Origin of the sequence: Corynebacterium marambiense (genome assembly GCF_016342275.1) — a bacterium.
Lineage (GTDB): Bacteria > Actinomycetota > Actinomycetes > Mycobacteriales > Mycobacteriaceae > Corynebacterium > Corynebacterium marambiense.
The window spans coordinates 170,655-193,864 of the sequence record NZ_JAEIOT010000016.1; the positions used below are offsets into that span (position 1 = coordinate 170,655).

The 23,210-nt window shown below is 65.0% G+C and carries 16 protein-coding genes; 10 read left to right on the forward strand and 6 right to left on the reverse strand.

The window, feature by feature from the left end:
* Positions 1-107: 107 nt before the first annotated feature.
* Entirely contained in the window at positions 108-1,547 is a 1,440-nt protein-coding gene (locus tag JDV76_RS12155; RefSeq protein ID WP_198737163.1) for a short-chain fatty acyl-CoA regulator family protein, read from the forward strand.
* A gap of 43 nt (positions 1,548-1,590) precedes the next feature.
* Here JDV76_RS12155 and JDV76_RS12160 read toward each other — a convergent pair whose 3' ends face one another.
* Together JDV76_RS12160 and JDV76_RS12165 are read right to left on the reverse strand one after the other, a co-directional pair.
* Positions 1,591-3,003 (reverse strand): NAD(P)H-quinone dehydrogenase, encoded by a 1,413-nt coding sequence (locus JDV76_RS12160; protein WP_198737164.1) that lies wholly within the window; start codon positions 3,001-3,003, stop codon positions 1,591-1,593.
* Between the two features lie 155 nt (positions 3,004-3,158).
* Positions 3,159-4,376 carry a M20 family metallopeptidase gene (locus JDV76_RS12165; RefSeq protein WP_198737165.1) on the reverse strand — a complete coding sequence of 406 codons (1,218 nt, stop codon included), beginning with the start codon at positions 4,374-4,376 and terminating at the stop codon, positions 3,159-3,161.
* Between the two features lie 238 nt (positions 4,377-4,614).
* On the opposite strand from JDV76_RS12165, the gene JDV76_RS12170 reads away from it, so the two are divergent.
* A complete protein-coding gene (locus tag JDV76_RS12170) occupies positions 4,615-6,228 on the forward strand; it encodes a phospho-sugar mutase (protein WP_410171058.1) in 1,614 nt (537 codons plus the stop codon).
* 5 nt (positions 6,229-6,233) lie between these two features.
* Here JDV76_RS12170 and upp read toward each other — a convergent pair whose 3' ends face one another.
* Positions 6,234-6,869, reverse strand: coding sequence for a uracil phosphoribosyltransferase (upp, locus tag JDV76_RS12175; protein ID WP_198737166.1), 636 nt, complete (start codon positions 6,867-6,869; stop codon positions 6,234-6,236).
* A 69-nt stretch (positions 6,870-6,938) separates the two neighbouring features.
* Here upp and JDV76_RS12180 point away from each other — a divergent pair, with 69 nt between their 5' ends.
* The 3 genes from JDV76_RS12180 to JDV76_RS12190 are packed head-to-tail and all read left to right on the forward strand — an operon-like array spanning position 6,939 to position 9,424.
* Positions 6,939-7,223, forward strand: coding sequence for a hypothetical protein (locus tag JDV76_RS12180; RefSeq protein WP_198737167.1), 285 nt, complete (start codon positions 6,939-6,941; stop codon positions 7,221-7,223).
* Positions 7,220-8,143 (forward strand): C40 family peptidase, encoded by a 924-nt coding sequence (locus JDV76_RS12185; protein ID WP_198737168.1) that lies wholly within the window; start codon positions 7,220-7,222, stop codon positions 8,141-8,143. The genes JDV76_RS12180 and JDV76_RS12185 overlap by 4 nt, the downstream gene beginning before the upstream one ends.
* 57 nt (positions 8,144-8,200) lie before the next feature.
* On the forward strand, positions 8,201-9,424 hold the full coding sequence (locus JDV76_RS12190; protein ID WP_198737169.1) for a hypothetical protein: 1,224 nt from the start codon (positions 8,201-8,203) through the stop codon (positions 9,422-9,424).
* Between the two features lie 56 nt (positions 9,425-9,480).
* On the opposite strand, the gene JDV76_RS12195 is transcribed toward JDV76_RS12190, so the two are convergent.
* Positions 9,481-10,779: an adenosine deaminase gene (locus JDV76_RS12195; protein ID WP_198737170.1), complete on the reverse strand. Its 1,299-nt coding sequence runs from the start codon at positions 10,777-10,779 to the stop codon at positions 9,481-9,483.
* Between the two features lie 107 nt (positions 10,780-10,886).
* Here JDV76_RS12195 and JDV76_RS12200 point away from each other — a divergent pair, with 107 nt between their 5' ends.
* Positions 10,887-12,194, forward strand: a complete 1,308-nt coding sequence (locus tag JDV76_RS12200) for a D-alanyl-D-alanine carboxypeptidase family protein (RefSeq protein WP_198737171.1) — start codon at positions 10,887-10,889, stop codon at positions 12,192-12,194.
* A gap of 72 nt (positions 12,195-12,266) precedes the next feature.
* On the opposite strand, the gene JDV76_RS12205 is transcribed toward JDV76_RS12200, so the two are convergent.
* Positions 12,267-13,349, reverse strand: a complete 1,083-nt coding sequence (locus JDV76_RS12205; RefSeq protein WP_248140696.1) for a YhjD/YihY/BrkB family envelope integrity protein — start codon at positions 13,347-13,349, stop codon at positions 12,267-12,269.
* A gap of 289 nt (positions 13,350-13,638) precedes the next feature.
* Between JDV76_RS12205 and JDV76_RS12845 the strand changes: the two genes are divergently transcribed.
* The 4 genes from JDV76_RS12845 (at position 13,639) to JDV76_RS12225 (ending at position 22,030) form a co-directional block, all read left to right on the forward strand.
* The gene (locus tag JDV76_RS12845; RefSeq protein ID WP_198737172.1) at positions 13,639-15,504 is read left to right on the forward strand and encodes an Ig-like domain repeat protein; all 1,866 of its coding nucleotides are present in this window, start codon (positions 13,639-13,641) and stop codon (positions 15,502-15,504) included.
* 751 nt (positions 15,505-16,255) lie between these two features.
* On the forward strand, positions 16,256-18,640 hold the full coding sequence (locus JDV76_RS12215) for an Ig-like domain-containing protein (protein ID WP_198737173.1): 2,385 nt from the start codon (positions 16,256-16,258) through the stop codon (positions 18,638-18,640).
* Between the two features lie 62 nt (positions 18,641-18,702).
* Entirely contained in the window at positions 18,703-20,949 is a 2,247-nt protein-coding gene (locus JDV76_RS12220; protein WP_198737174.1) for an Ig-like domain-containing protein, read from the forward strand.
* Between the two features lie 94 nt (positions 20,950-21,043).
* Complete coding sequence (locus JDV76_RS12225; RefSeq protein WP_198737175.1) at positions 21,044-22,030, forward strand: S66 family peptidase; 987 nt, start codon at positions 21,044-21,046, stop codon at positions 22,028-22,030.
* 66 nt (positions 22,031-22,096) lie between these two features.
* On the opposite strand, the gene trpS is transcribed toward JDV76_RS12225, so the two are convergent.
* Positions 22,097-23,137, reverse strand: a complete 1,041-nt coding sequence (gene trpS, locus JDV76_RS12230) for a tryptophan--tRNA ligase (RefSeq protein WP_198737176.1) — start codon at positions 23,135-23,137, stop codon at positions 22,097-22,099.
* Between the last annotated feature and the right edge of the window lie 73 nt (positions 23,138-23,210).

Here is a 23,210-nt window from a genome sequence, read left to right on the forward strand (position 1 = left end):
ACCCCTCCAAGCTGCGGAAAGAGCATAATTCTGCGGTATCGAAACGGCCTTTCCGCAAAACTTGTGGAAACGTCAGGCCACAGCCGCTTTACCAGGAAGTGACACCCATGGAGAAGATGTACGCGGGGGCACGGATCCGGACGCTGCGCCGGGCGGAAGACCTCACCCAGACTGAGATGGCTAAGCGCATCGGCCTGTCCACCAGCTACCTCAACCAGCTGGAAAACGACGCGCGACCATTGACCATCACCGCACTGATGGCCTTCGTCCGCACATTCAACGTCGACGCCTCCTATTTCGCCCCGGACTCCAACTCGCGCATGGTCGCCGATCTGAAGGACATCCTGACGCTCGCCGGAACGTCCGGGGTCGACGACGCCGAGCTCGTCGAATTCACCGAGCGGCACCCGGAGATCGCCCGCGGGATACTTCGCCTGACCCACCGCCACTCCACGAATGCCACCACCGGAGCAGACACCCCCCACAACACCCCCGAGTCAGATATCCAGGTACACCACCTTCCACTTTCAGAGGGAAGGACATCGGCGTACGAGCACGTCCGCGACTACTTCTACGCGCACCGCAACCACATCCCGGAACTCGATGACCGGGCGGAGCAGTTCGCCGCTACGCTGGGTCGCCCGGGTCTCCGGCTCACCCGCCTGACCGCGCTGCTCGACGGCACCCATGGGGTGACGGTGCGGTTCAACGCACACGACCGCGGTCCACGCCGCATCTTCGACGACAACACCGGAACGGTCCGGCTCCGGGCGGATCTCACGGAGGCCCAGCAGACCTTCGAGCTGGCCCTCCAACTCGCGTTCTTGGTCCACGGGGACCTCCTGACACGCTTGGCGCACTCCCCGGAACTCCCCACCACCGAATCCCGGGAACTGGGCCGTTTCGGTCTCGCCCAGTACTTCGCCGCGGCTGTCGTCATGCCGTACACGGAGTTCCGGGAGGTCGCGCGGACGACCAACCACGACATTGACCGGATCGCCACCCACTTCGGGACCGGCTTCGAGACGACCGCCCACCGGCTGTCCACCCTCCAACGTCCGGGCAGCGAGGGGGTCCCTTTCTTCTTCGTCCGAACCGACCGGGCCGGGAACATCTCGAAGCGACAGTCGGCGACCGGCTTCCACTTCTCCCGCACGGGTGGCTCCTGCCCATTATGGGTCGTTCACCGGGCGTTCGAGAATCCGGGGCACATCGTCCGCCAGATTGCCTCCATGCCCGACGGCCGCACCTACCTGTGGGTGGCACGTACCGTCCGTAGTCAGTCCCGGGAGTACGGCGAAGTGCCGCGTGAATTCGCGATCGGTCTGGGCTGTGATCTGGATCAAGCACACAAGCTGGTCTACTCCCGGGGGCTGGAGCTCACCCCGGACGCGGCGACCCCCATCGGTTCCGGGTGCCGGACCTGCCCGCGGGGACACTGCCGGCAGCGGGCTTTCCCCGCGACGGGACTCACCCTCGACATCGACGAGCGTTACTCCCCCGACGAGCCCTACCGGGCCTTCAGCCCCTCATGCGAGAAACGCTGAGAGGGGGGGCGCCCGGCCCGGCGCCCCCCTCTCATAGGCCCGGTCAGCTCAGGTCGTCGTGGGCGACGAGCTGACGGGCGGCCTCGGTCACCGAACCCGATAGGGTCGGATACACGGAGAACGTGTTCGCCAGGTCATCGACGGTCAGACGGTTGGTCACGGCGACCGCTATCGGCAGGATCAGCTCGGAGGCGGTCGGCGCGACGACCACACCGCCAATGACGAGGCTGGAGTTCCTCCGGCAGAACAGCTTCACGAAACCATGCCGGAGGGAACGCATCTTGGCCCGCGGGTTCGTTGTCAGCGGCAGGACGATGGTCCGGGCGGTGACCTCACCGGACTCGATGTCATTCTGGGTGTGTCCCACAGCAGCAATCTCCGGGCGGGTGAACACGGCGGTGGCGACGGTCTTCAACCGGATCGGACTCACGCCCTCACCGAGCGCGTGGTACATCGCGACCCGGCCCTGCATCGCCGCGACGGACGCCAGCGGGAACAGATCAGAGCAGTCACCGGCGGCGTAGATACCGGCGACGGAGGTCCGGGAGACCCGGTCGACGATGATGTGGCCGGATGGGGCGGTCTCGACGCCGACGGTCTCCAGGCCGAGATTCTCCGTGTTGGGCACGGAACCGACGGTCATCAGGGCGTGGGAACCGAGGATCTCACGTCCGTCGGTTGTCCGGACACAGACCCCGCCGTCGTCGGTGCGGGTCACCGACTCCACACGGGCGTGCTTCTCCAGGGAGACACCACGTTCAGCGAGTACCGTCTCGAGGACGTCAGCAGCGTCGGCGTCGTCGTGCGGAAGGATCCGGTCTCGTGAGGCAACCATGGTCACCTTCACACCGAGCTCCGCGAACGCGGAGACGAACTCGGCTCCGGTGACACCGGAACCGACGACGATGAGGTGCTCCGGCAGCTCGTCGATGTCGTAGACCTGACGCCACGTGAGGATCCGTTCCCCGTCTGGCTGCGCGCCGGGGAGAACCCGGGGTGAGGCACCCGTGGCCAGGAGCACGAGGTCGCACTCGATGACCTCATCGGTGTCGCCGTCGTTCGGGGTGACCGCGATGTAATGGGTGCTCTGCTTGGGTCTGTAGTCATCGAACCGGGCGCGACCGTCGATCAGCCGTACCCCAGCCGATTCCATCTGTGTGCGGACATCCGCGGACTGCGCGGCGGCTAGGTTCTTCACACGGTCGTTGACGTCGTCGAGCTGGAGCAGATTGGAGGTCTCGGTCCGCTCGAGGCCCATGTCGTCCGCGCGCCGGAGATCGGTCTGAATACCGGTGGCCGCGATGAAGGATTTCGAGGGGACACAGTCATGGATGACAGCGGATCCACCGAGCCCCTGGTCCTCGATCAGGGTGATGTCGGCGCCGTACTTCGAGCCGGCGAGTGCGGCTTCGTAGCCGGCGGGGCCACCGCCGATGATCACGATTCGCTTGGACACAGATATCCTCCAGGTACGCGTCGGGTGTAAGTCAGTGCGTCAGTATCGGGCCACACCGTGGGCCGGGCGGAGCCGCCTCCCACGGACAGTGCGGGCTGTCCCAAGGTCAAGTCTAGTGCACCGGTCACACACGCGATCTCCCACCCGACCCGGGGTCACCTGGTAGGCAAGAAACCGTCCGGTCCGACGGGCCGCTGCGTGTCCTTGTTCATCTCACGGGAGTAACCGTCAACGACGGCACCGAACAGGCGCACACCGACACCGAGGCACCGTTCGTCGACAACGAAATCCCCTTGGTGTAGGTCGAATTGGCGTCCGGTCCCGGACCAGCAGCCGAGCCGGGCCATCGAACCCGGGACATGTTCCAGGTACCAGGAGAAGTCCTCACCGCCGGAAGACTGCGGTGCCGCGACGATCGAATGGGCGTCGATTCCGCGTGCGGCGTTGGCCATCAGAGCGGTAGCGACATCGTCGTTGATCACCGGCGGCACGCCCTTCGTATAGATAACCTCGTGGGAGCAGCCGGTGGGCGCGATGATCTGACCGATGAGTTCGGTGATGAGCGGCTCGGCCGTACGCCACACCCCGATGTCTGCGGTCCGGAGGGTACCGGAGACCCGCCCGTTCTCGGGGATCGCGTTCGCCGCGTATCCGGCGTTGATCGAACCGAAGACGAGTACCGTCCCGGTCCGCGGATCTATCCTGCGGCTGAGCAGCGCGGGAAGCTGTGTCACCACGCTCGACAGCGCGTAGACGACGTCCGAGGTCATCTGCGGGCGGGATGTGTGTCCGCCGGGACCACTCACCTTGACCTCGAGGATGTCGGCCGCAGAGGTGATCGCACCGGTACGGAGCCCGATTTTCCCGGTACGGAGTTTCGGCTCGACATGGACAGCGAAGATCGAGGCGACGTCCTCAAGCCCTCCCCACGCGATGACGTCCGGGGCGCCCCCGTCCATGACCTCCTCAGCGGGTTGGAAGATAATCCGCACGCCGTGGCTGAGGTCGGCCGCGTGCAGGGCACATGCCGCACCCATGACAACGGACGAGTGGACGTCGTGGCCGCACGCATGCATGACCCCGGGGGTGCGGGAGCTGAACTCTACGTCCGCCTTCTCCTCAATCGGGAGGGCGTCAATGTCCGCACGCAGCGCGATCCGATGTCCGGTATCGGGACCGATGTCGACCATCAGGCCGGTTCCGGGGAAGAACTTCGGTTCCATGCCGTACCCGGACAGGGTGTCCGCGATCCAGGAGGTGGTGTCGTACTCCATGTGACTCAGCTCAGGGTGCGTGTGCAGGTGCCTCCGCCACCGGATCAGCTCATCGGTGTGCTCAGCTAGCCAACCGTCGACCTGTGCCCGGATGCTCATCTGGTCCTCTCACGCTGTGTGTTCCGTATGTGTCTCTGCCCGTCGTGGAAACCCCCTGCGCACTGGCGTCTCCGTTTCCACGAAGGTGATCCATCGTGTGCGTCAGGCACTAGCCAACGGTCCTGAGGTGATTCTATATTTGACACATGATCCGGCCCGCACCGCCCTGTCTCCCCGCCCCCGAGGACGGGAACAGGCGCCGGTTGCGAACGCGACACCGAGCAGTCCGGACCGCATGATGTGCCCCCGCCATCTGTCATTCGGCACAGCCGGGCTCCGCGCCCCGGTGGGACCCGCACGCAGCCAAATGAATGTCACACAGGTGACCCGGGCCAGCGCGGGGCTGGCGGCGTGGCTCGCACGGAACGCGACCCCCGCGTCCCATCACCGCAACCGGATTCCCTCCGGCATGATCTCGGACGAGGATCCGTGCGGATTCGGTTTGTCCATCTACGGCGAGAACGGACCGCTGCGGGTGGCGGTCGGATATGACGCCCGCTACGGATCCCACACCTTCGCCACAACCGCAGCGGAGGTGTTTGCCGGGGCAGGCTTCGAGGTGACGCTGCTGCCCACCCCCACCCCGACGCCGGTGATCCCCTGGCTCGTCCGCTACCGGAGACTGGATGCCGGGGTGCAGATCACCGCCTCGCACAATCCCGCGGCCGACAACGGGTACAAGGTGTACGGACCGGAGGGCTCCGAGATCAATGTGGCCGAAGAGAAGGCTGTCGAGGCCGCGATTCGCGCCACCGGTGATCCACTCGCGGTCCCCCGAGTATCCGTCCGCCCGGTGGGGAGCCAGCTGCGCCGCTACCTCGACCAGATCGTCGCCGAGGTCGACCCCGACGAGAACGACCGGCTCCGGGTGAACAACGAACGAGCCGCACTGACCGTCGTCTATACCGCGCTCCACGGTGTCGGTGGCCGGCCGCTGGCGCAGGCCCTCGGGGCGGCGGGCTTCGCGCGAACGTATCCAGTGGTGGCGCAGCAGTACCCGGACCCAACGTTTCCGACCGTCCGTTTCCCCGATCCGGAGCAACCGGATGCGGTCGCACGTCTCCTCGGACAGGCCGCGGATGTGGATGCCGATCTACTGATCGCGCTTGACCCTGACGCCGACCGCTGTGCGGTGGGATTCCGCCTGCGGGACGGGACACACCGAATGCTCCGGGGCGATGAACTGGGCCCGCTCCTGGCAACCCGGCTGCTGGCACCGCATGACGGTAACGGCCCGTCGCCGGTGGTCGCCACCTCGCTCGTGTCCTCGACACTGCTGCCGGACATCGCCGGGGAGCTCGGGTGGGACTGCGTGATCACCCCGACGGGATTCAAGAACCTGATGCGGGCCGGCGACCGCAGACCAGGACCGCTCATGTTCGCCTACGAGGAGGCGCACGGCACTTGCCCGATGCCGCATCTCGTCGCGGACAAGGACGGCCTTGCCACAGCGCTCCACGCGTGCGCCTGGGCAGCCGAGCTCAAAGCGCTCGGCAGAACACTGGGTGATGAGCTGGTTAGCCTGCACCGGCGGTTCGGGGCCTATGCGGGTGCCCAGATACAGGTGCGGACCTCCGACCCGGGGGGACTCGTGGATCAGCTCCGCACCGATCCCCCGGATACCCTCGTCGGGATCGTCGTCGACAGCACGGATCTCCACGCCGAGCAGGGCGTCCTCATCACCGGACGGGACACGGACGGGACGCGTGTGCGGATGATCGGCCGGGTTTCCGGAACGGAGGCGAAGACCAAGGTGTATCTCGAGGTGTCCCACTGCCCCGACCCGCGTGGGGCCGGGGAACTCCTGAAACGGCTACGAGCCGAGGTCGAGGAACTCCTCCACGGAATCTGAGCGGTCTACAGGTGGATGTTGCGCGGCCCGTAGAGGCGGTCGCCAGCGTCCCCCAGCCCCGGCACGATGTAGGCGTCCGTGTTGAGCTCTGGATCGACAGTGGCGGTAACCAACCTGACGGGGTACTCGGAGTCCGCCAGCGCATCGACGCCGGGCTGTGCGGACACCATGCACACCGCGGTGATGTCCTTCGCCCCCCGGTCGCACAGCAGTTTCAGCGAGTGCAGGAGGGACCCTCCGGTGGCGAGCATCGGATCCACGATGAAGACGGTCTCATCGGATATGTCCTCCGGCAGTGCCTCGAGATAGGGCACCGGCTCGTGGGTCACCTCGTCGCGGGCGATACCGATGAAACCGACCTGGGCATCGGGAATCATCGACAGAGCCGGATCAACCATCCCTAGTCCCGCCCGGATCACGGGCACGATGATGGGCGGCTTGCGCAACCTGGTTCCGGTGGCGGTGGCCACGGGGGTCTCGGTATCGAAATGCTCGACATCCAGGTCTCGGGCCGCCTCGTAGATGAGCATCGCTCCCAGGTCCCGCAACGCCGCGCGGAACACGGAGTTGTCGCTGCGCTGGTCACGCATGATCGTCAGGCGGGCTGCCGCCAGGGGGTGGTCGACGATTGTGATGTCCATGGCCCCAATCCTAAGGCACCCCGACAGCCGGAAGGGAACCTTTCCCGGCTCTCCCTGGTCTGATGGTGCATGGATACTCTCACACTCGATCCAGACCACGCCCGAGCCCTGGCCCGGGACCTGGCACTCTGCGCCGCCTCCACGCCGTCAGAGGAAGCCCAGGCCCCAACGCCGACCCCGGGCACCCTCGATCTGATCCCCGCGTTCGTCGAAGCCGCACGGACTCTGAACCGACGTCGGGTCGCACTAGCCGATCATGTCCGGGATCTCGCCGAGGCTCATGCCGGACCCGGCGGACACATCGACACGATCGTCGGTGCCGACACCGCACTCGCGAAGAGGTGCCGGGGATGAATACACCGACCCAGGTGATCGCCCCATTCGGCGGAATGCTCGACGGGCTGAGCACGATCTCGTCCCTTCTCCCCCCGGAGATCCATCCCCCGGCCACCGACATCACCGACGTGTCCTCAGCCTCCGCGCTGGCGGAGATGTTCGGCACCGACGCCTCAGTGCTCCTCGATGAAGCCGGGGCGCTGACGAAGGACTTCGGCACATTCCTCCTCACCACGGCCGACGCGTTGATGGTAATGCGGTCCGCGCGGGACGATCTCATCCTGATCGCTACCACAGCAATGAACGCGGCCCGCCCGGTTCTTCCGCTCCTGTGCACCCCCAACCCGGTCACCGCCGCAGCCGCAGCTCTACGGCTGACGATGATCGTCGCGGCGGCGGTGGCCGCCGCGACCGGGCGGATCACGACGATGGAGATGGCGCTCCGGCCGCTCGCCATGAAGTTCCGGGAACTCGCGGCGACCGAAACCCGGCTACCCGGGATCGTCAAGGCCGACGATGCCCCGCACACATCCACCCCGGTTCCGGGCCCGACACTGTCCCCACCGAATCCGGCGGGACTCGACGCCACCGGACAAGGCGCGGGACGGCGAGCCGCGGACGCTGCCCGCTCGATGGTCGGGACGCCGTACGTCTGGGGAGGTTCCGGGCCCGGTGGATTCGATTGCTCCGGGTTGACCAGCTGGGCTTGGAGACAGGCCGGGGTCGAGCTACCGCGGCTCGCGGAACAGCAGACCGTCGGACGTCAGGTCACCGCCAATGAACTGATCGCCGGTGACCTGGTGGTGTGGAACGGACACGTCGCGATGTACGTCGGCAACGGCGAGATCGTTGAGGCGGGGAGCCCGGTGGGCGTGTCTCCGCTACGCACAACCAACAGCGGAATGGACTTCTACGGCTTCTGGCGGCCCACGGGTTAGCCCATTCACGGCACGGCAGGTGACGGCGCCTGAAACAGCACGCTAGAATCTGCACCCATGGCATTACAAGGCATCGTCCCCATCACCATCGCCCTGACCGACGGCGACTTCCACACGCTGTGGGCCCCGAAGTGGAGGGAGCACGGGCAGGAGTGGCAGGCATTTCTCGGAGACGGAGACGACGTCTATCTCTTCCGTTCCACCGGAGAGCTGCTCGCGTTCATCGAATCCGACGCCCGTCACGACCTGCGTGATCACCCGAAGTGGCCGGCCTTCCAGCATGAGGACGCGGCGCGGGTGGTTCCCGGCAAACGGGGTTACTGCGATGTCATCGGCCTACCCGAGTTCCTGGCGGGCCGCCCGAGCCACGAGAATGTGACCGGTGCGGAGCGGGCACTCGCCGTCGCCCGTTCCCTGGGCGATGTCATCGGTTCGACGGTGATCGGTTCCTTCTTCTCCTCGTATTCGGTACTCGCCAACGTCGAACGCGGAGCCGACCACTATGCGGTGGAGAATGGCGACTCGGAATGGTCCGCCGTCGGTCGGGCGGTGCTGTCGAACTGGGACCGGGTCGTCGATGAGCTGGACGGGTGCTATGCCATCCCGGAGCAGAACGAGGCCACCGTCGAGGCGGCGCAGAAGAAGGTCGACGCCGCGGTGGAGGCCCGTGAGCAGGCACGCATCGAGGAGGAGAAAGCCGCCGAGGAGGCAGTCGCGCAGATCGACCCCTATGATGCCTCCCTCTGGGGTACCGCGGGCATCGACCCGGTGAAGATCGCCATCGAGGGCCGCACCCTCTACACGCTGCGCACGTACGTGAACGGGCAGCCTGTCTTCCTCGGACACTTTGGACAGATCTACACCTTCAACAACCGGCGGGCGATGCTCCGCTGGCTCGCCGAACACGATGAACACGATCTGGCGGCCACCGCCACCTGGTCTGAGATCATGGACGGCATCAACGGCGGGACGCTCGAGGTCACCGCACACCCAGACAACACCTACGTCTTCACCGGGCTGACCGAGGACATCACCAAGGGGCCGAAGGAAGTGGACACCGAACAGATGCGCCAGGCCTATGAGCTTCTCGCCGACGCCGCCGACTGGGCCCGCGACGACGCCGTGAATTCCGTCCTGGTGGCCAACCCGGCACTGCAGGAGTACATCGCCTACATGCTCGGCGGATCCTCCGGTTACTCCCCGTCAGCACCCTACACCGCAGAAGCCGAGGGATGGCGTCAGCTGGAGAACGGTCTCGTCGGCCGCTTCAGCAAGTTCTGAGGCCTCCCGCCCCGATGACGAAAGCCGACCCCGATTCCGCGTACCCGGAATCGGGGTCAGTCGCGTGGCTGTAGATCCTCTGGGGCGATACCCAGTTCGGCGAGAATCTGGGGATCGATCCCGGCGAGATCCTCCTCCGAAAGCTCGAACGCAGACCCCCTGGCCGTCTCCTCATCAGCGCCACCAGACGCGGTGCCCCGACCAGTTCCGCTCTCCGCGAGTTCGTCCCAGCCCGGGACGATGAGCGAGGCCATGATCTCCCTGCGCTCCGGCTCCGGTATGAACGCACCACTGATCGCGGTTGCGGTGAGTTCGAACAACTCACCGACCCCGTACCCGAAGGTGTCGACGAGCAGCATCATCTCGTCGGTCATCGTGGTCCCGGACATCAGGCGGTTGTCCGTATTCACGGTGCAGGCGAACCCGAGCTGCTGGAGCAGTGGCAGGGGATGGTCAACGAGGTCGTCCACCACGCCCGTCTGCAGATTGGAGCTCGGGGCGAGTTCGAGGATGATCTGTCGGTCCCGCACGAAGGTGGACACGCGGCCGGGTTCGATGCCGGTCTCGAGGTCCGCGGTGAAATCCTCGTACAGTCGAGCACCGTGACCAATCCGCCAGGTGCCCTCTCTCACGGCCCCCTCGAGCGAGTCGATCCCGGCGGCTTCACCGGCATGGATCGTGAATGGGACGAGTTCGCGGCGCAGTGTCGCGAACGCCGCGGCGCAGCAACTCGGTGGGAACCCATCCTCAGCCCCGGCGATGTCGAAGCCGACGACGTAACCGCGGTGGTCGCGCGTAGCCTCGCTCCGATAGGCGACCAGGAGATCAGCGATCTCCTGTGACCGATCTGAATGCCGCATCGCGCAGAGGATCACCCGTGCCCGGATGGTGTGGCCTGCCAGTGCCGCAGTCTTCTCCCCCTCGATGATTCCCTCGACGACGGCATCCACGACGTCCACGAGTTCCAGCCCCCGCTCCTGGTGCTGCTCCGGCGCGAATCGCAGCTCGGCGTACACGACGCCATCATCAGCAAGGTCCTCGACGGCCTCCCGGGCCACCCGGTGGAGCGCCGACCTGGTCTGCATGACCGCGCATGTGTGTGCGAAGGTCTCCAGGTACTTCTCGAGAGACCCGGAGTCGGCGGCGTCGACGAACCATCTACCCAGTGCTTCAGGCTCGCTCACGGGCAGCGCGTCGTAGCCACACTCGGTCGCCAGATCGATCACCGTACGCGGACGGAGTCCCCCGTCGAGATGATCGTGGAGGACGGCCTTCGGCAGGGAGGCGACGGTCTCCCGGGTGAGGCTCTTATGTTCCGGGGTGTAGCTCGGGGTCTGCCTGCTGCTGATATCCATGGACCACAATCTACCTTCGGATCCCCTCCGGAAGGACCGCGGTACCGGTGCCCGGTTGCGGAAAGTCACCCCACCCACGCACCTCACCCGAAGTACTCTAGGCAACCATGCGACAACGTCTCCTCGGTGCACTCACAGCGACGGCACTACTCTCCGCCTCCCCAGTCACCGCAACCGCGGAGCCACTGGATCCCGGCACCCTGTCGGTGACGCCACCCCAGACCGCGCTCTCAGGGCGCTCCGCCGCTCCACTGACGGATGACTGCCCCTGGGCCACCACACCCGTGCAACCTGTTGATGCCTCAGAGATACCCACCGACGGACGACCTGTGCCACCACCGCTTCCCGTCGCGGAGGAACCCGCGGGAGGCCCAGCAATGGCCGGGTGCGGCGTGACCGCTGCACCCGGATTCATCGTCCCGGAGGAGCAAACCGCGACCGCATGGATCGTCTTCGACCTCGACAACGGCGACATCATCGCCGCCAAAGATCCACACGGCAGATACCGGCCCGCGTCAATCATCAAGGCACTGATCGCGCTGGTGGCACTCGAACATCTGCCCCTCGCCAGGGAGGTCGTCGCCACGCATGAATCCGCGGACATAGAGGGCTCGCGTGTCGGCCTGGTGGAGGACGGTCGCTACACCGTGGAACAGCTGCTGCAGGGCCTGCTCATGGCCTCGGGCAACGATGCCGCGCACGCGCTGGCGCAGGAGCTCGGCGGCGATCAACGGACCCTGGAACTGGTCAACACGAAAGCACAGGAGCTGGGCACCCAGGACACCCGCGTCGCCGACTACACCGGCCTCGACGGGCCCGGCATGTCGACCTCACCGTTCGATCTCGCCCTGATCTACCGCGAGGCATGGAGAAACCCGGTGTTCGCCCGTATCGTCGACACCAAATTCGTGGACTTTCCCGGAGGACCGGAGAAAGACGGCTTCCAGATTTGGAACGACAACCATCTGCTGCTCAACGATCCGGACGGTATCGGCGGGAAGACCGGTTTCACCGATGACGCGCGGCACACGTTCGTCGGCGCGAAAGACATCGGCGGGCGTCGCCTAGCGGCGATCCTCCTCGACACCACTGTCGACAAAGGTCGGCCCTGGGAACAAGCGGGGAGACTCCTCGACGCCGCGTACGCCGTTCCGCGGGGCACAAGCATCGGGTCGGTCGAGAAGCTCCCGGCAGCCTCCGTCACTCCGTCCCCGTCGGTGACGGCGGCTCCCGCAGCCTCCATGCCGACCGGAAACAGTGGCAACGGCGGTTTCGGGACCTCCGGAGCGCAGTCCCCCGCGTGGAGATCCGCGGCGATCACCACGGGAACACTGTTCCTCGTGGTTCTCATCGCCGGGATCGCCTTCAACCGGAAACTGGCGCAGAGGCGACGCACCCGGCAGCGACGTCGTTAACCCGGAGAAAGGGAAGCAGGATGCGCATGACACGCAGTCCACGCCCCCGGATTCCGGAGGAAACGGGGAAGACTACTTCCTGATCATTTTCCGGGCGACTGCGATCCCAGCCGCCCCGATCGCCGCACCGGCACCGACCAGTAACGCGGACGCCTTCGGATCGGGCACCGGGTCAACGTCATTACGCACCCGGATCACAGCGGGTTCCGGTACCGGTGTATGCGTCTGTTCAAGGGATTCCTCCGTCGTCGCCGACCACGCGGAACTGTAGAGCAGGATCCGCCAAACGAAATACAGCAGGACCATCACACCGATGATCGGGCCGAAAGTGGCACCCGCCGGATTGTCCAGTGCCTTGGAGAAGAACACGGTACCGATCTGCTTGAAGATCTCGAAGGCGACGGCGCCCAGGATAGCGCCCTTGATCGCCGCAGCCTTGGGGACGCGGGTCCTCGGAAGATAACGGAGCAAACCCACGAAGACGATGAAGTTCACCAGCAGGCCGATAACGAGCGTCAGCGCGAACACGATGTAGGTGATGCCCGGAATATGGTCCAGGCTCAACTTCTCAAGGAGGATCGCCGTCAGGCTCGAGGAACCGGCCGCCGTCACACCGAACGCAACGATCAGGGCGAACAGCAGCGCGATCAATCCGATGAGATCCCGGAGTTTCCGGATGGCGAAGTTGCCCTCGGTCGGGTCAGCCTTCCACATCATGGAAACGCCGTACCTGAGATGGTTCATCCAGTTCAGCCCCGACCACAACGCGGTCAGACCACCGATACCGGCAACCGCCGATCGCTGCTCGATCGCAGTATCGAGGATCTTGTTCACCGGCTCCGACAAATCACCCGATATCGAGCTGTTGATCCGGTCCTGGACCTCGACCACCGCGGTGGGGTGGTTGGCCAGGATGAAGCCGACCGCAGCGAATACGAGCATCAGGATGGGGAACATCGACAACACCGAGAAGTACGTGATGCCTGCGGCGTACTGGTTTCCCCCCATCGAGCCGTACCGCTCCTGCATACGCATGACGTGATCGAACCACGGCCACTTCTCACGGTACTTGTCGACCATGCCGGGATCGTCCTGGGTCACCCGCTCAATGCCGAATTCATCGGTATTCTTCGGTGCGGTCTTCGTTGATGCCACAGTCGCGTCGGTCCTTCTGGGTCGGTGAAAAGATCATCTGAAAAACAGCAGGTGCTTTCAAAGTAGGCATAGTAGGCGACGAGGTGGCAATCAGCACAGCCATTCTCCCCGGACAGTTGCGTCGGCCACTCGACCGTGCAAGATCCACCACTGACATCAATCGCTACCGGGGTTACCCGGGATGACAGCAGCACCAGGGGCTTCTAATCTGTTTAGATAATGTCATCCCCGGGCAAGCTACCGCACACAGCCCCCCACAGCTCTCGAGGAACCCGAAACCATGCGCCGAATGACCACCCTGACCACGGCCGCGACTCTGTCAGCCGGTCTCCTCATCGCAGCACCGACAGCCGCAGCCGACACCGGATCAACCACCTCCCAGCTTCCCCTGTCCTGCCGCACGGTCCCGAGTGCCTTCACCGGACCGCAGGACAACCACGTTCCCCCGATCGACGTCACCGTCACCTCACCGGACACAGTCGGCATCGGCGAAGAGTTCACTGTCCACGTACACATGGACATTCCGGACAACCCCGGTGACGCATCGAACAGCCCCGCCAAGCTGAAGGATGTATCCCGCATCAAAATGGACCTCGCTTTGCCCGAAGGCGTCGAGTTCCTAGGTGCGGAGATCAACGGGGACACCCCCGGCGCGAATCTCCGGGGATTCTCCGTGCTCAGGGTCAATGAATCCGGACGACCGGACCCCGCCGGCGGCATTCTCCGGTTGGTCAGCCCGGACAACGCAACCATCGGAAACGGCCCGAACTCGTCTACCGGCAGGACCGGGGGCGTAACCGCCCCGGCAGTGAACGGCACCGTACGACTCGGATTTCCTGATTTCACCCTGCGCCTCCGTGCAGAGACAGAGGGAACGAAGGCCTTCGGGGTCAGAACCGCAGGGGCCGCATCCACGTACGGAGACAACCGCAACTTCCTCACCTTCCTGCCGCGGCTCAAGGCGACGTTCATCACCATCTGGGCCCCGACCAGCTGCTCACCCAGGGTAGCCCCCTCGTCCGCCGTCGTACCCGCAGCATCGAATCTCCGTACCGTCACGGTCATCGACGACACCCCCATCATCAAACCAGTTCTCACCGTCGACGCTCCCAGCACCGTCGTGGCAGGTGTACCTGCCCGGTTCTCGGCGCAGCTTGACCCCGAGGACGCCAACGGCACCATCTCCTTCTTCGTGGAGGAACCCGATGGGGATGTCTCCGACGTCTACACCACTACAGGCACAGCCTCGACCGACCTGACCTTCGCGAAACCCGGTACGACTACGCTCAGGGTGATCTTCAACCCTGGCCAGCCGGGTGCCTTCGACGGTGCTGCAACGACGACTGCGATCACGGTGTCTCCGCGCACCACCGATCTCACCTTCTCCTTTCCGGACAGCGTGGAATCAGGGGAATCCGTCACAGCAACAGCGGAGGTTCCCACCGAAGCCACCGGAGACATTGAGTTCTCCATCGCCGGACAGACGATCTCTGCACCGGTCGTCGAAGGCCGGGCATCCGCTACATTCACCTTCGACGACGATGACGGCGGTATCCGGAGAGCCTCAGCACGCTACATCCCCGACGTGAGCTCAGTGTATGCACCGTCCGAGGAATCCCGCCGTTTCACCGTGCACGTGCAGGCGTATCCCACAGAGCCGACAACCACGACTCCGACGCTCTCCACTTCGACCGCCCCGACCACGACGGCGCTTCCGACGACGAAACCGGCTCCCACCAGCCCCACAACCACCACCGCTCCGACGACCAGCACCACCACGGCGCCAGCGACAACCAGTACCACGGCCACAACCACCGCGGCGCCAACGACCACCACCAGCACCACCGCCACACCGTCGACCACCAGCACCACCGCGGCGCCAGCGACAACCAGTACCACGGCCACAACCACCGCGGCGCCAACGACCACCACCAGCACCACCGCCACACCGTCGACCACCAGCACCACCACGGCCATAACCACCACCGCACCGACGACCAGCACCACCACGGCGCCATCCACCACGTCGGCTCCCACGAGTACGACAGAACCTGAACAGCCCTCGGAATCGGGTTTCTTCACACTGCTCCGCCGACTGTTCACGCTGGTTCAGCGGTTGCTCGGAGCGTTCTTCTTCCCGTTGCACTTCAGGTAAAGGCACATCCCCGGATTCTGCAGGACAGGGCCGAGTCAATTGTCTCCGGTGCCACTGTGCCCGGAGATACGCTCATCTCCGCAGTTTCTCCCTACAGAGAAGGCCATGTAGGCGCCGGTTCGGTAACGGCCTCGTCGCAACACTCCCGCATGCAGGCCCGTCAGTCGAGTCGCTCACCGGGCGACGCAGATGATGCGGCATGTGCGGTGGACCGCCGTTGGAGTCGGCACCGACGGTTGTCGTGGGATGAATCTATTGCATGCGTCTCTGACACTTCTGAGTGAGCTGGTATCCGTCGGGGGAGGATGCGTACCCATTGCTTCAGAGACGCAGAAAGCGCGGGACCAACCGCGTCGAAAGCCTGACTCATGCGGGGTCTGACGGGCCTCCGTCGCGCTCAGCTTTGACCCTCGATATTCACGGGGCTGCGGTGACGAACTCGCCCGCATCTTTTCAGACATCCGCGCACCGCACCGACGTCCAGTAAACGCTGAGAAAGAAACGAAACCCCGAGCTGCCTCCGATCGCCAACTCAATGCGCCTGGCCACACATCATCGAATCAGGCCGAGACGATCCATCCGGGCTTCGCGCCCACTACATTTCGCCCGTCTTAACGCGCCTCGCATGAAAGATGAAGATCTTGCATATAGCTTCTCTGCCCAGCACTTTTCGGGGAAACTAATTGAGCATGCTGAAGGCACAACGTGTCTCAGCTCCTCTCTCCGATACCCCCGTACAAGGACCTCACCCATGTCAAGATTTTCCCGTATCGCTACCGCGACCACGGTGTCCCTGGTCGGCAGTCTCCTGCTCGTACCGGGTGCCGTCGCCGCAGACCACACTGTATCCACGAATATTCCACTGACCTGCAAAGCGACGCCGAACAAGTTCGCGGACCCGCAGGATTTCTCCACCGGTGACGACGGGGTTTCGGTGGACATCACCACCCCCGATACCGTCGGCGTCGGCGAGGATTTCACAGTCAGGCTCGCGATAAGACCCGTGCAGATCAACGTCGGCGGACTCTCATTCGGAGCCAAGATCGAAAATGTGTCGCGCATCAAACTCGATGTCGCAATTCCGGAAGGGCTCACCTACCTGGACAGCAGCCTCGACAACAGTGCCGCCAACCTCGACGGATTCACGGTCAAACGCATCAACGAATCGGGAAACGACGATCCGAACGGTGGACTTCTGCGGATCACCAGTACCGACAACGCCACCGTCGGTAACGGTCCGAACACCAGCGGCACCACAGCAGGCGGAGTAACGCACGTCGTGCGGAACGACAAGCTCAACATGAAGTTCCCTGTCGTGGAACTGAAGTTCCGGGCGGAGTCCCTCGGAGCGGCTGCCCTTGGTGTCCGGACCGCCGGAAATGCCGGGAACTACGGTGCAGACGAAAACTTCCTCACGATGCTCGCCAAGATCACCGCCCCCTTCGTCGGTACGCTCTGGGCCCCGACGCAGTGCACCCCCAGGGCGGACAAGGACGCCCCCCTCGCTCAACAGGCTTCCGCGCTAGCGACGGTCCGGGTGGTCGACAGCGGCCCCGCCACCGAAACCGGTCTCATCGTCACCGCCGCGGACGCAACAGCGGGCGTACCCTCGGCAATCACCGCACAGGTCAGCCCGGTGGAAGCCACCGGCACCGTCGCTTTCACCTCCGGTGACACCACAGTCAAGGCAACGGTGAAGAACGGTTCGGCCGCAGCGGAACTCATCTTCCCGTCTGTCGGCACCCACGAACTCCACACGACCTTCACCCCGGACAAGGCCTACCTGTTCACCCCCTCGACGTCCACGACCCAGGTCCAGGTGAAGGGACAGGACGCGCTGTTCGTGGTCGCGGCACCCGGCACCGCCCGTGCGAATTCGATGCTCGCGGTACGGGCGACGACGAACGCGGCTGCCACCGGTACCGTCACCTTCCGCCTCGGCGACGGTGATCCCATCGTCGTTCCCGTGAAGAACGGCCGCACCAGCGCTTCACTCACCGTGCCTTCGGCCCCGGGACAGAGTGAACTCACCGCCACCTTCACACCGGCCGAAGGTTCACTCTTCGCCGGCGCGGAGGAACGCACGACCATCACGGTCTCCAGCAGCACTTCCACCGTCCTCACGCTGGAGGGCCCGCAGAATACGGTCCGACCCGGCGAGGAAGTCACCGTCAGAGCCGAACTCCAGCCCACCGCGGATTCGACCGTAGCGGATGGAACGGTGGTGTTCTCGACTGACGGGAAAACGGTGACCGTGCCCGTGAGCGACAATTCCGCGGCCTTCACCTTCGTACCCGACCGCGAGGGTTCCTTCTCCATTTCCGCGAAGTACACACCGGTCGATGCGTCCCAGACCCCCGCTACCGCCGACATCACCGTCACCGCTGCGAGCACCTCGACGTCGCTCGCGCTCAACGTGCCGGAACAGGTTTTGCCGTTCGAGGCGGCAACCTTCGGGGTCACGGTGTCGCCTGCCGCGGACGGCACCCTCACTGCAACCCACGGGGGGCGCTCCACGACGGTCCCCGTGACGGCAGGTACCGCAGTACTCCCGATGACCTTCGCGCGCAGTGGCGCGCAGCAGGTCACGCTGAGCTTCGTGCCCGCCGGAGATTCCCCTGCACGGGCCACAACTCGCTCCTTCGATGTCGAGGTCACTGCCGTGACCTTCGAATCCGCCACAGTCGCGATCGCGGCGGAATCTTCAGTCACCGCAGGCACCCCGCTCCCCCTCGCGATCACGGTGAACCCGGACCAGGGCACCACCCGGGCGGTGTCCGGCTCCCTCTCCTTCTTCGTTGACGGCGAACCACTCGTCGGTACCGATGGCGAATCAGTCACGATGCCGGTCTCCGGAGGACAGGCCGCGGTCAACCTCACGTTCGCTCACGGTGGGGAGCGCACCGTGACCGTCACCTTCACCGGTGACAACGGCGTCACCGCTAGCGGGACCCATACCGTCACGGTCACCGGTGGCAAGCAGGCGCCGGGCGGCAGCTCGGACATCGGTATCAGCTCAGGCACACACACTGATTCGGCGGGCACGAACCCCTTCGCGTCGCTCCTGGCCCTTCTCACCCCCTTGTGGACGTGGCTGAACAACATCTTCACCAAGTTCCTCGGTGGATCGTCCTAGTCCCTCGACATCCACACACAACGTTCCACCAGACGCCTACTTCCAAGGAGATCTGAGCAATCATGAAAACCACCACCCGCACCGCCACTGCAGCGGGCGCCACGCTGTGCCTGGTGCTGGGAATAACCCCATCCATCGCAGCCACAGCCGATGAGAAGACGCCCACGACTGGGGCCACCGAAGTCACCTACACCTGTACATTCAATGGGGCGACCTTCGGCAACCATCGCCAGGACGTCTCCCTGAGCCCTGAATCCGTGACCGCCACGTATCCGGAGATTGTTGAACCGGGAGGCACCTTCAGGATCACTCTTCAGCCGGGTGTGTGGAGTACCACGGAGAAGGTCGGGAGGATCCGCTACGACATTGCACTGCCCACGAACGGCACCGTCACCGGGCTTGCTCTCGCCGATGACGGAGAGAACATCGCGGGCACCGACGCCGAGGTCTCGGTGATCCGGGTCAACGCCGAGGGAATGGAGGATCCGGCCGGTGGATTCGCCCGGATATCCGCGGGCAACCTCACCATTGACAACGGCCCCAACGCCAACGACGACAACAATCCCGCCACAGGGCTCAGCGCAGAGAAGGGCACCACATTCCGGCTGCCCGGGGTGACGATCACTATGACTGCCCCCATGGATCTGGGCACCGTCATCACCACCGGATTACGTAACGCCGGCACCACCGGTGAGACGTCGACGCTCTCTCTGCTCGAGGTGCGGCCAGGTTTCTTCTCCGGATACAACAACGATGCCGTCGCCTGCACCGCGGATGCGGCCGGAACCCAGCTGAGCTCCACCACCGTCAGTCAGATCAACACCACGACCGCCTTCACCACCACCGATCCGATCGAGGTGCCTTACAACGATCCGCGGGTTCCGGAAGGTACCCTGCGGGTCAATGTCGCCCGCCCGGACGGAACAGCCATCCCACGTGGTCAGGTGAGATTCACCATCGGTGACCAGACCCGGGATGTCGACGTCACCGACGGAGTAGCTGAGCTCACCGACTTCTCCTTTCCAGTTCCGGAGGGCCGTGACCCGATCGTACACACCGTGTCCGCTGAGTACACCGGCGTCGACGGGGTATACAGGCCCTCAGCTGCGGCCCAGCCGATCACAGTCACGGTCACACCCAAGGACCTTGAGGAGGTCCGCGGCACGATTTCCCTCGAAGCGATACCCGACTACGCCCACATCGTCGACGATCAGCTGTCGGTGACCCTCACCGCACAGGTCGGAGCGGAGAACGGGGCCGCGCTGCCGGAGGGGCTCACCGTGAGCTTCCGCGACGGTGATGTCGATCTCAGTGCCTCGGATGTTGTCAACGGCGCCGCCATCCTTACCGCTCTGGTACCCAACGAAAAGAAGGAGCATTCCTTCACTGCGATCCTCGCCGAGCACACCACCGACGACGTGCACGTCACCGGGGCCACAGCGAGCGCACAGGTCACCGTCGTTCCAGTGATGTTCCCCACCCTCGTCGTGGAGATCGAGCCCACCCAGGCGGCACTCGGTGACACTGTGACGCTGCGCGCGCACTACCACGTGGACGGAGGGGAACCCGCGGGCAGTGAGATAGTCTTCCGCAGCAACGGGATACGCATCGGCACCGCCACCACTGGGGAGGACGGGACGGCCGTCCTGCCCCATCAGCTCCGTGAGCCCGGTGACTTCACCTTCACCGCCTTCGCCCCCGAGCGCACCGGATCAGATGAGCGCCACTACAGGTCAGCGGATTCCGGGGCCGTCCACATGTCGGTCGAAAGCCCTGTAGCCCGGATCTCCACGACGACGCTGAGCCGTACTGCGCCCCCCGGAGGGACCACACTCACGGCGGGTGACGAGGCGGAGTTCACGGCCACCGTCGACACCGGCGGAGAGCGCATCGGTGGGACGGTGTCGTTCTACGCCGGCGATGTCCTCCTGGGGACCGCGGAGCTGGACCCCGCCGCGAAGACCGCGACCTTCCGGCACACCTTCACCACGCCGGGTGAGACCACGGTGCACGCGGTGTTCGGCGGCGGCCAGGTCCGTACCGGTGAGATCACCACCGCGACCTACGCTCCCTCCAAGTCCGAGCCTCTGGCACTCACCGTGGCACCCCGTGACATCGTGGTGCCCGGTCCCAGCGGAGGAGACGGCGATTCCGGCGGGTCGAGCCTGCCCGGGGGATCCTCCACCGACGGGATCGGGGCGGCACTGCAGAGACTGTTCAATACCCTGGGAAACACTTCTTTCACCGACATCTTCAGCAGGATCATCAGTGCGATCCGGGCCTTCTTCAACGGTTTCGGGCAGAGCTGACTCCCTTTGCTGACCGTGGGGCCCGGCGCGAGACTGTGCCGGGCCCCACGCGCATTCAGGTCCGGATCCCGGGGCGCAACATACACTGACCTCCATGAGAATCGCCGTGCTCTCCCCCGCCTTCGCCGTGCCCGCCGTGTTCCCCGACATCCATGAGCAGGCCATGTCCCGGATGCGAGGACTGGGCTGGGAACCCGTCGAGTACCCCACGACGAGGAGACTCAACGCAACGCCCGAGGACCGGGCCGCCGACATCCACGCGGCGTTCACCGATCCCTCGATCGACGCTATCTTCGCCACCATCGGCGGCAACGATCAGATCACCGTGATTCCGCATCTCGACGCCGACCTGATTGCGGCACACCCCACGCCGTTCTTCGGCTACAGCGACAACACCAACCTGCACAATTTCCTCCACAACCTGGGTATCCCCAGCATCTACGGTGGTTCCACACAGGTGCACCTGGGATCGGGCAGCGGCATCGACGACGCCCACCTCCGCACCCTGCGCGCCGCTCTTGCCGGGGAGAGCATCGAACTGACCGCTCCCTCGTGGGGAGCGAGCGTGGGGATCAGTTGGGAGGATCCCCGATCACTCACCGAGGACGGCCCACGCCACGCCCCGATCCCGTGGCAGTGGTCCGGCTCGGCGGAACGCGTCAGCGGCCGCACCTGGGGTGGGTGCATTGAGGTACTCAACCAGATCGCCATCGCCGGACGACTGCCAGAGCGTATCGACGGCACGGTGCTCCTGCTCGAGGCGTCCGAAGAGCTCACCCCCGCCGGGCGTATCAATGACATCGTGCGGGCGTTCGGCGAACGCGGTTTCCTCCGGCAGGTGGTGGGCGTCCTCGTTGCCGCGCCGCCCACCACCAATATCGAGGGGCACACCCTGGACCCGGACACCTGGCGCGATACCGTTCTCGGCACCATTGCCCACTATGCCCCGCACGCGGTGTGCTGCTTCGGGGTTCCCTTCGGGCACACCCTGCCACAACTGGTCGTACCCTACGGCGGGCGTGTCACCCTCGATGGGCGACAACAGCGCATCTGGGCGCACTATGAGGTCGCCGGGAGCTAACCTCCACTACGTGCGCGACGGCCGCGAACCTCCGGGAGGCGCGGCCGTCGACACGTACAAACCGGGCTAGGTGCGGCGCAGGAATCCGATGTTCTCGTAGACGTCGGCGAGCGTGCGGGAGGCCACCTCACGCGCCCGATCGGCGCCCTGCGCGAGCACGCGCTCCAGCTCGGCGCGGTCCGACATGTACATGTCATACTTCGCGCGCAGCGGAGTGACGAACGCCTCCAGAGCCTCGGCGGTGTCCTTCTTCAACTCGCCATAGCCGGAGCCCTCGTAACCGGCGACGAGATCATCGATGCTCGTGCCCGTCAGACCAGACTGGATCACCAGGAGATTGGAGACACCAGGCTTGTTCTCCTTGTCGAAGCGGATCTCCCCGTCATTGTCGGTGACGGCGCTGCGGATGCGCTTGGCGGAGATCTTCGGGTCATCGAGCAGGTTGATCAGGCCCTTGGGGTTGTCCCCGGACTTGCTCATCTTCGCGGTCGGTTCCTGCAGATCGTAGATCTTCGACGCACCGGTCGGAATGAATCCGTCGGGCACCGGGAACGTCTTCTTGAACCGGCCATTGAAGCGCTCCGCGAGGTTGCGGGTGAGCTCCAGGTGCTGCCGCTGGTCCTCACCCACGGGCACGAGCTGCGGACGGTAGAGCAGGATGTCCGCGGCCATGAGCATCGGGTACGCGAACAGCCCGGCGGAGGTGCGGTCCGCGCCCCGCTTGGTGGACTTGTCCTTGAACTGCGTCATCCGCGATGCCTCACCGAATCCAGTCAGGCAGGTGAGCACCCATGCGAGTTCGGCGTGCTCGGGCACGTGGGACTGCACGAACAACGCGGACTTCTCCGGATCAATCCCGAGAGCGAGCAGCTGCGCGGCGCCGCCTACGGTGCGGGCTCGCAGTTCCTTCGGGTCCTGATCCACGGTGATCGCGTGAAGATCCGGGATGAAATAGAACGTCTCGAACTCGTCCTGCAGGTTGATCCACTGCTTCAGCGCACCCAGATAATTGCCCAGGTGGTAGGAGTCGGCGGTCGGCTGGATACCGGACAGCACGCGCTGCTTCGTGGTGGATCGGTTCTGCTCGGAGGGGTTCTGTTCACTCATGGATACCACTGTAGTCCGGGGCCGTTGACGGAGTTCAACAGAAGGCGACCGCCAGTGTTTCCGCTGAGTCGAG

What these genes read in the sequence shown, in the direction of transcription:
- JDV76_RS12155 (WP_198737163.1), top strand. Translation starts at nt 108, where the DNA reads ATGGAGAAGATGTACGCGGGGGCACGGATCCGGACGCTGCGCCGGGCG.
- JDV76_RS12165 (WP_198737165.1), bottom strand. Translation starts at nt 4,376, where the DNA reads ATGAGCATCCGGGCACAGGTCGACGGTTGGCTAGCTGAGCACACCGAT.
- JDV76_RS12200 (WP_198737171.1), top strand. Translation starts at nt 10,887, where the DNA reads ATGCGACAACGTCTCCTCGGTGCACTCACAGCGACGGCACTACTCTCC.
- JDV76_RS12220 (WP_198737174.1), top strand. Translation starts at nt 18,703, where the DNA reads ATGAAAACCACCACCCGCACCGCCACTGCAGCGGGCGCCACGCTGTGC.
- upp (WP_198737166.1), bottom strand. Translation starts at nt 6,869, where the DNA reads ATGGACATCACAATCGTCGACCACCCCCTGGCGGCAGCCCGCCTGACG.
- JDV76_RS12225 (WP_198737175.1), top strand. Translation starts at nt 21,044, where the DNA reads ATGAGAATCGCCGTGCTCTCCCCCGCCTTCGCCGTGCCCGCCGTGTTC.
- JDV76_RS12185 (WP_198737168.1), top strand. Translation starts at nt 7,220, where the DNA reads ATGAATACACCGACCCAGGTGATCGCCCCATTCGGCGGAATGCTCGAC.
- JDV76_RS12845 (WP_198737172.1), top strand. Translation starts at nt 13,639, where the DNA reads ATGACCACCCTGACCACGGCCGCGACTCTGTCAGCCGGTCTCCTCATC.
- JDV76_RS12195 (WP_198737170.1), bottom strand. Translation starts at nt 10,779, where the DNA reads ATGGATATCAGCAGCAGGCAGACCCCGAGCTACACCCCGGAACATAAG.
- JDV76_RS12170 (WP_410171058.1), top strand. Translation starts at nt 4,615, where the DNA reads ATGTGCCCCCGCCATCTGTCATTCGGCACAGCCGGGCTCCGCGCCCCG.
- JDV76_RS12215 (WP_198737173.1), top strand. Translation starts at nt 16,256, where the DNA reads ATGTCAAGATTTTCCCGTATCGCTACCGCGACCACGGTGTCCCTGGTC.
- JDV76_RS12180 (WP_198737167.1), top strand. Translation starts at nt 6,939, where the DNA reads ATGGATACTCTCACACTCGATCCAGACCACGCCCGAGCCCTGGCCCGG.
- trpS (WP_198737176.1), bottom strand. Translation starts at nt 23,137, where the DNA reads ATGAGTGAACAGAACCCCTCCGAGCAGAACCGATCCACCACGAAGCAG.
- JDV76_RS12190 (WP_198737169.1), top strand. Translation starts at nt 8,201, where the DNA reads ATGGCATTACAAGGCATCGTCCCCATCACCATCGCCCTGACCGACGGC.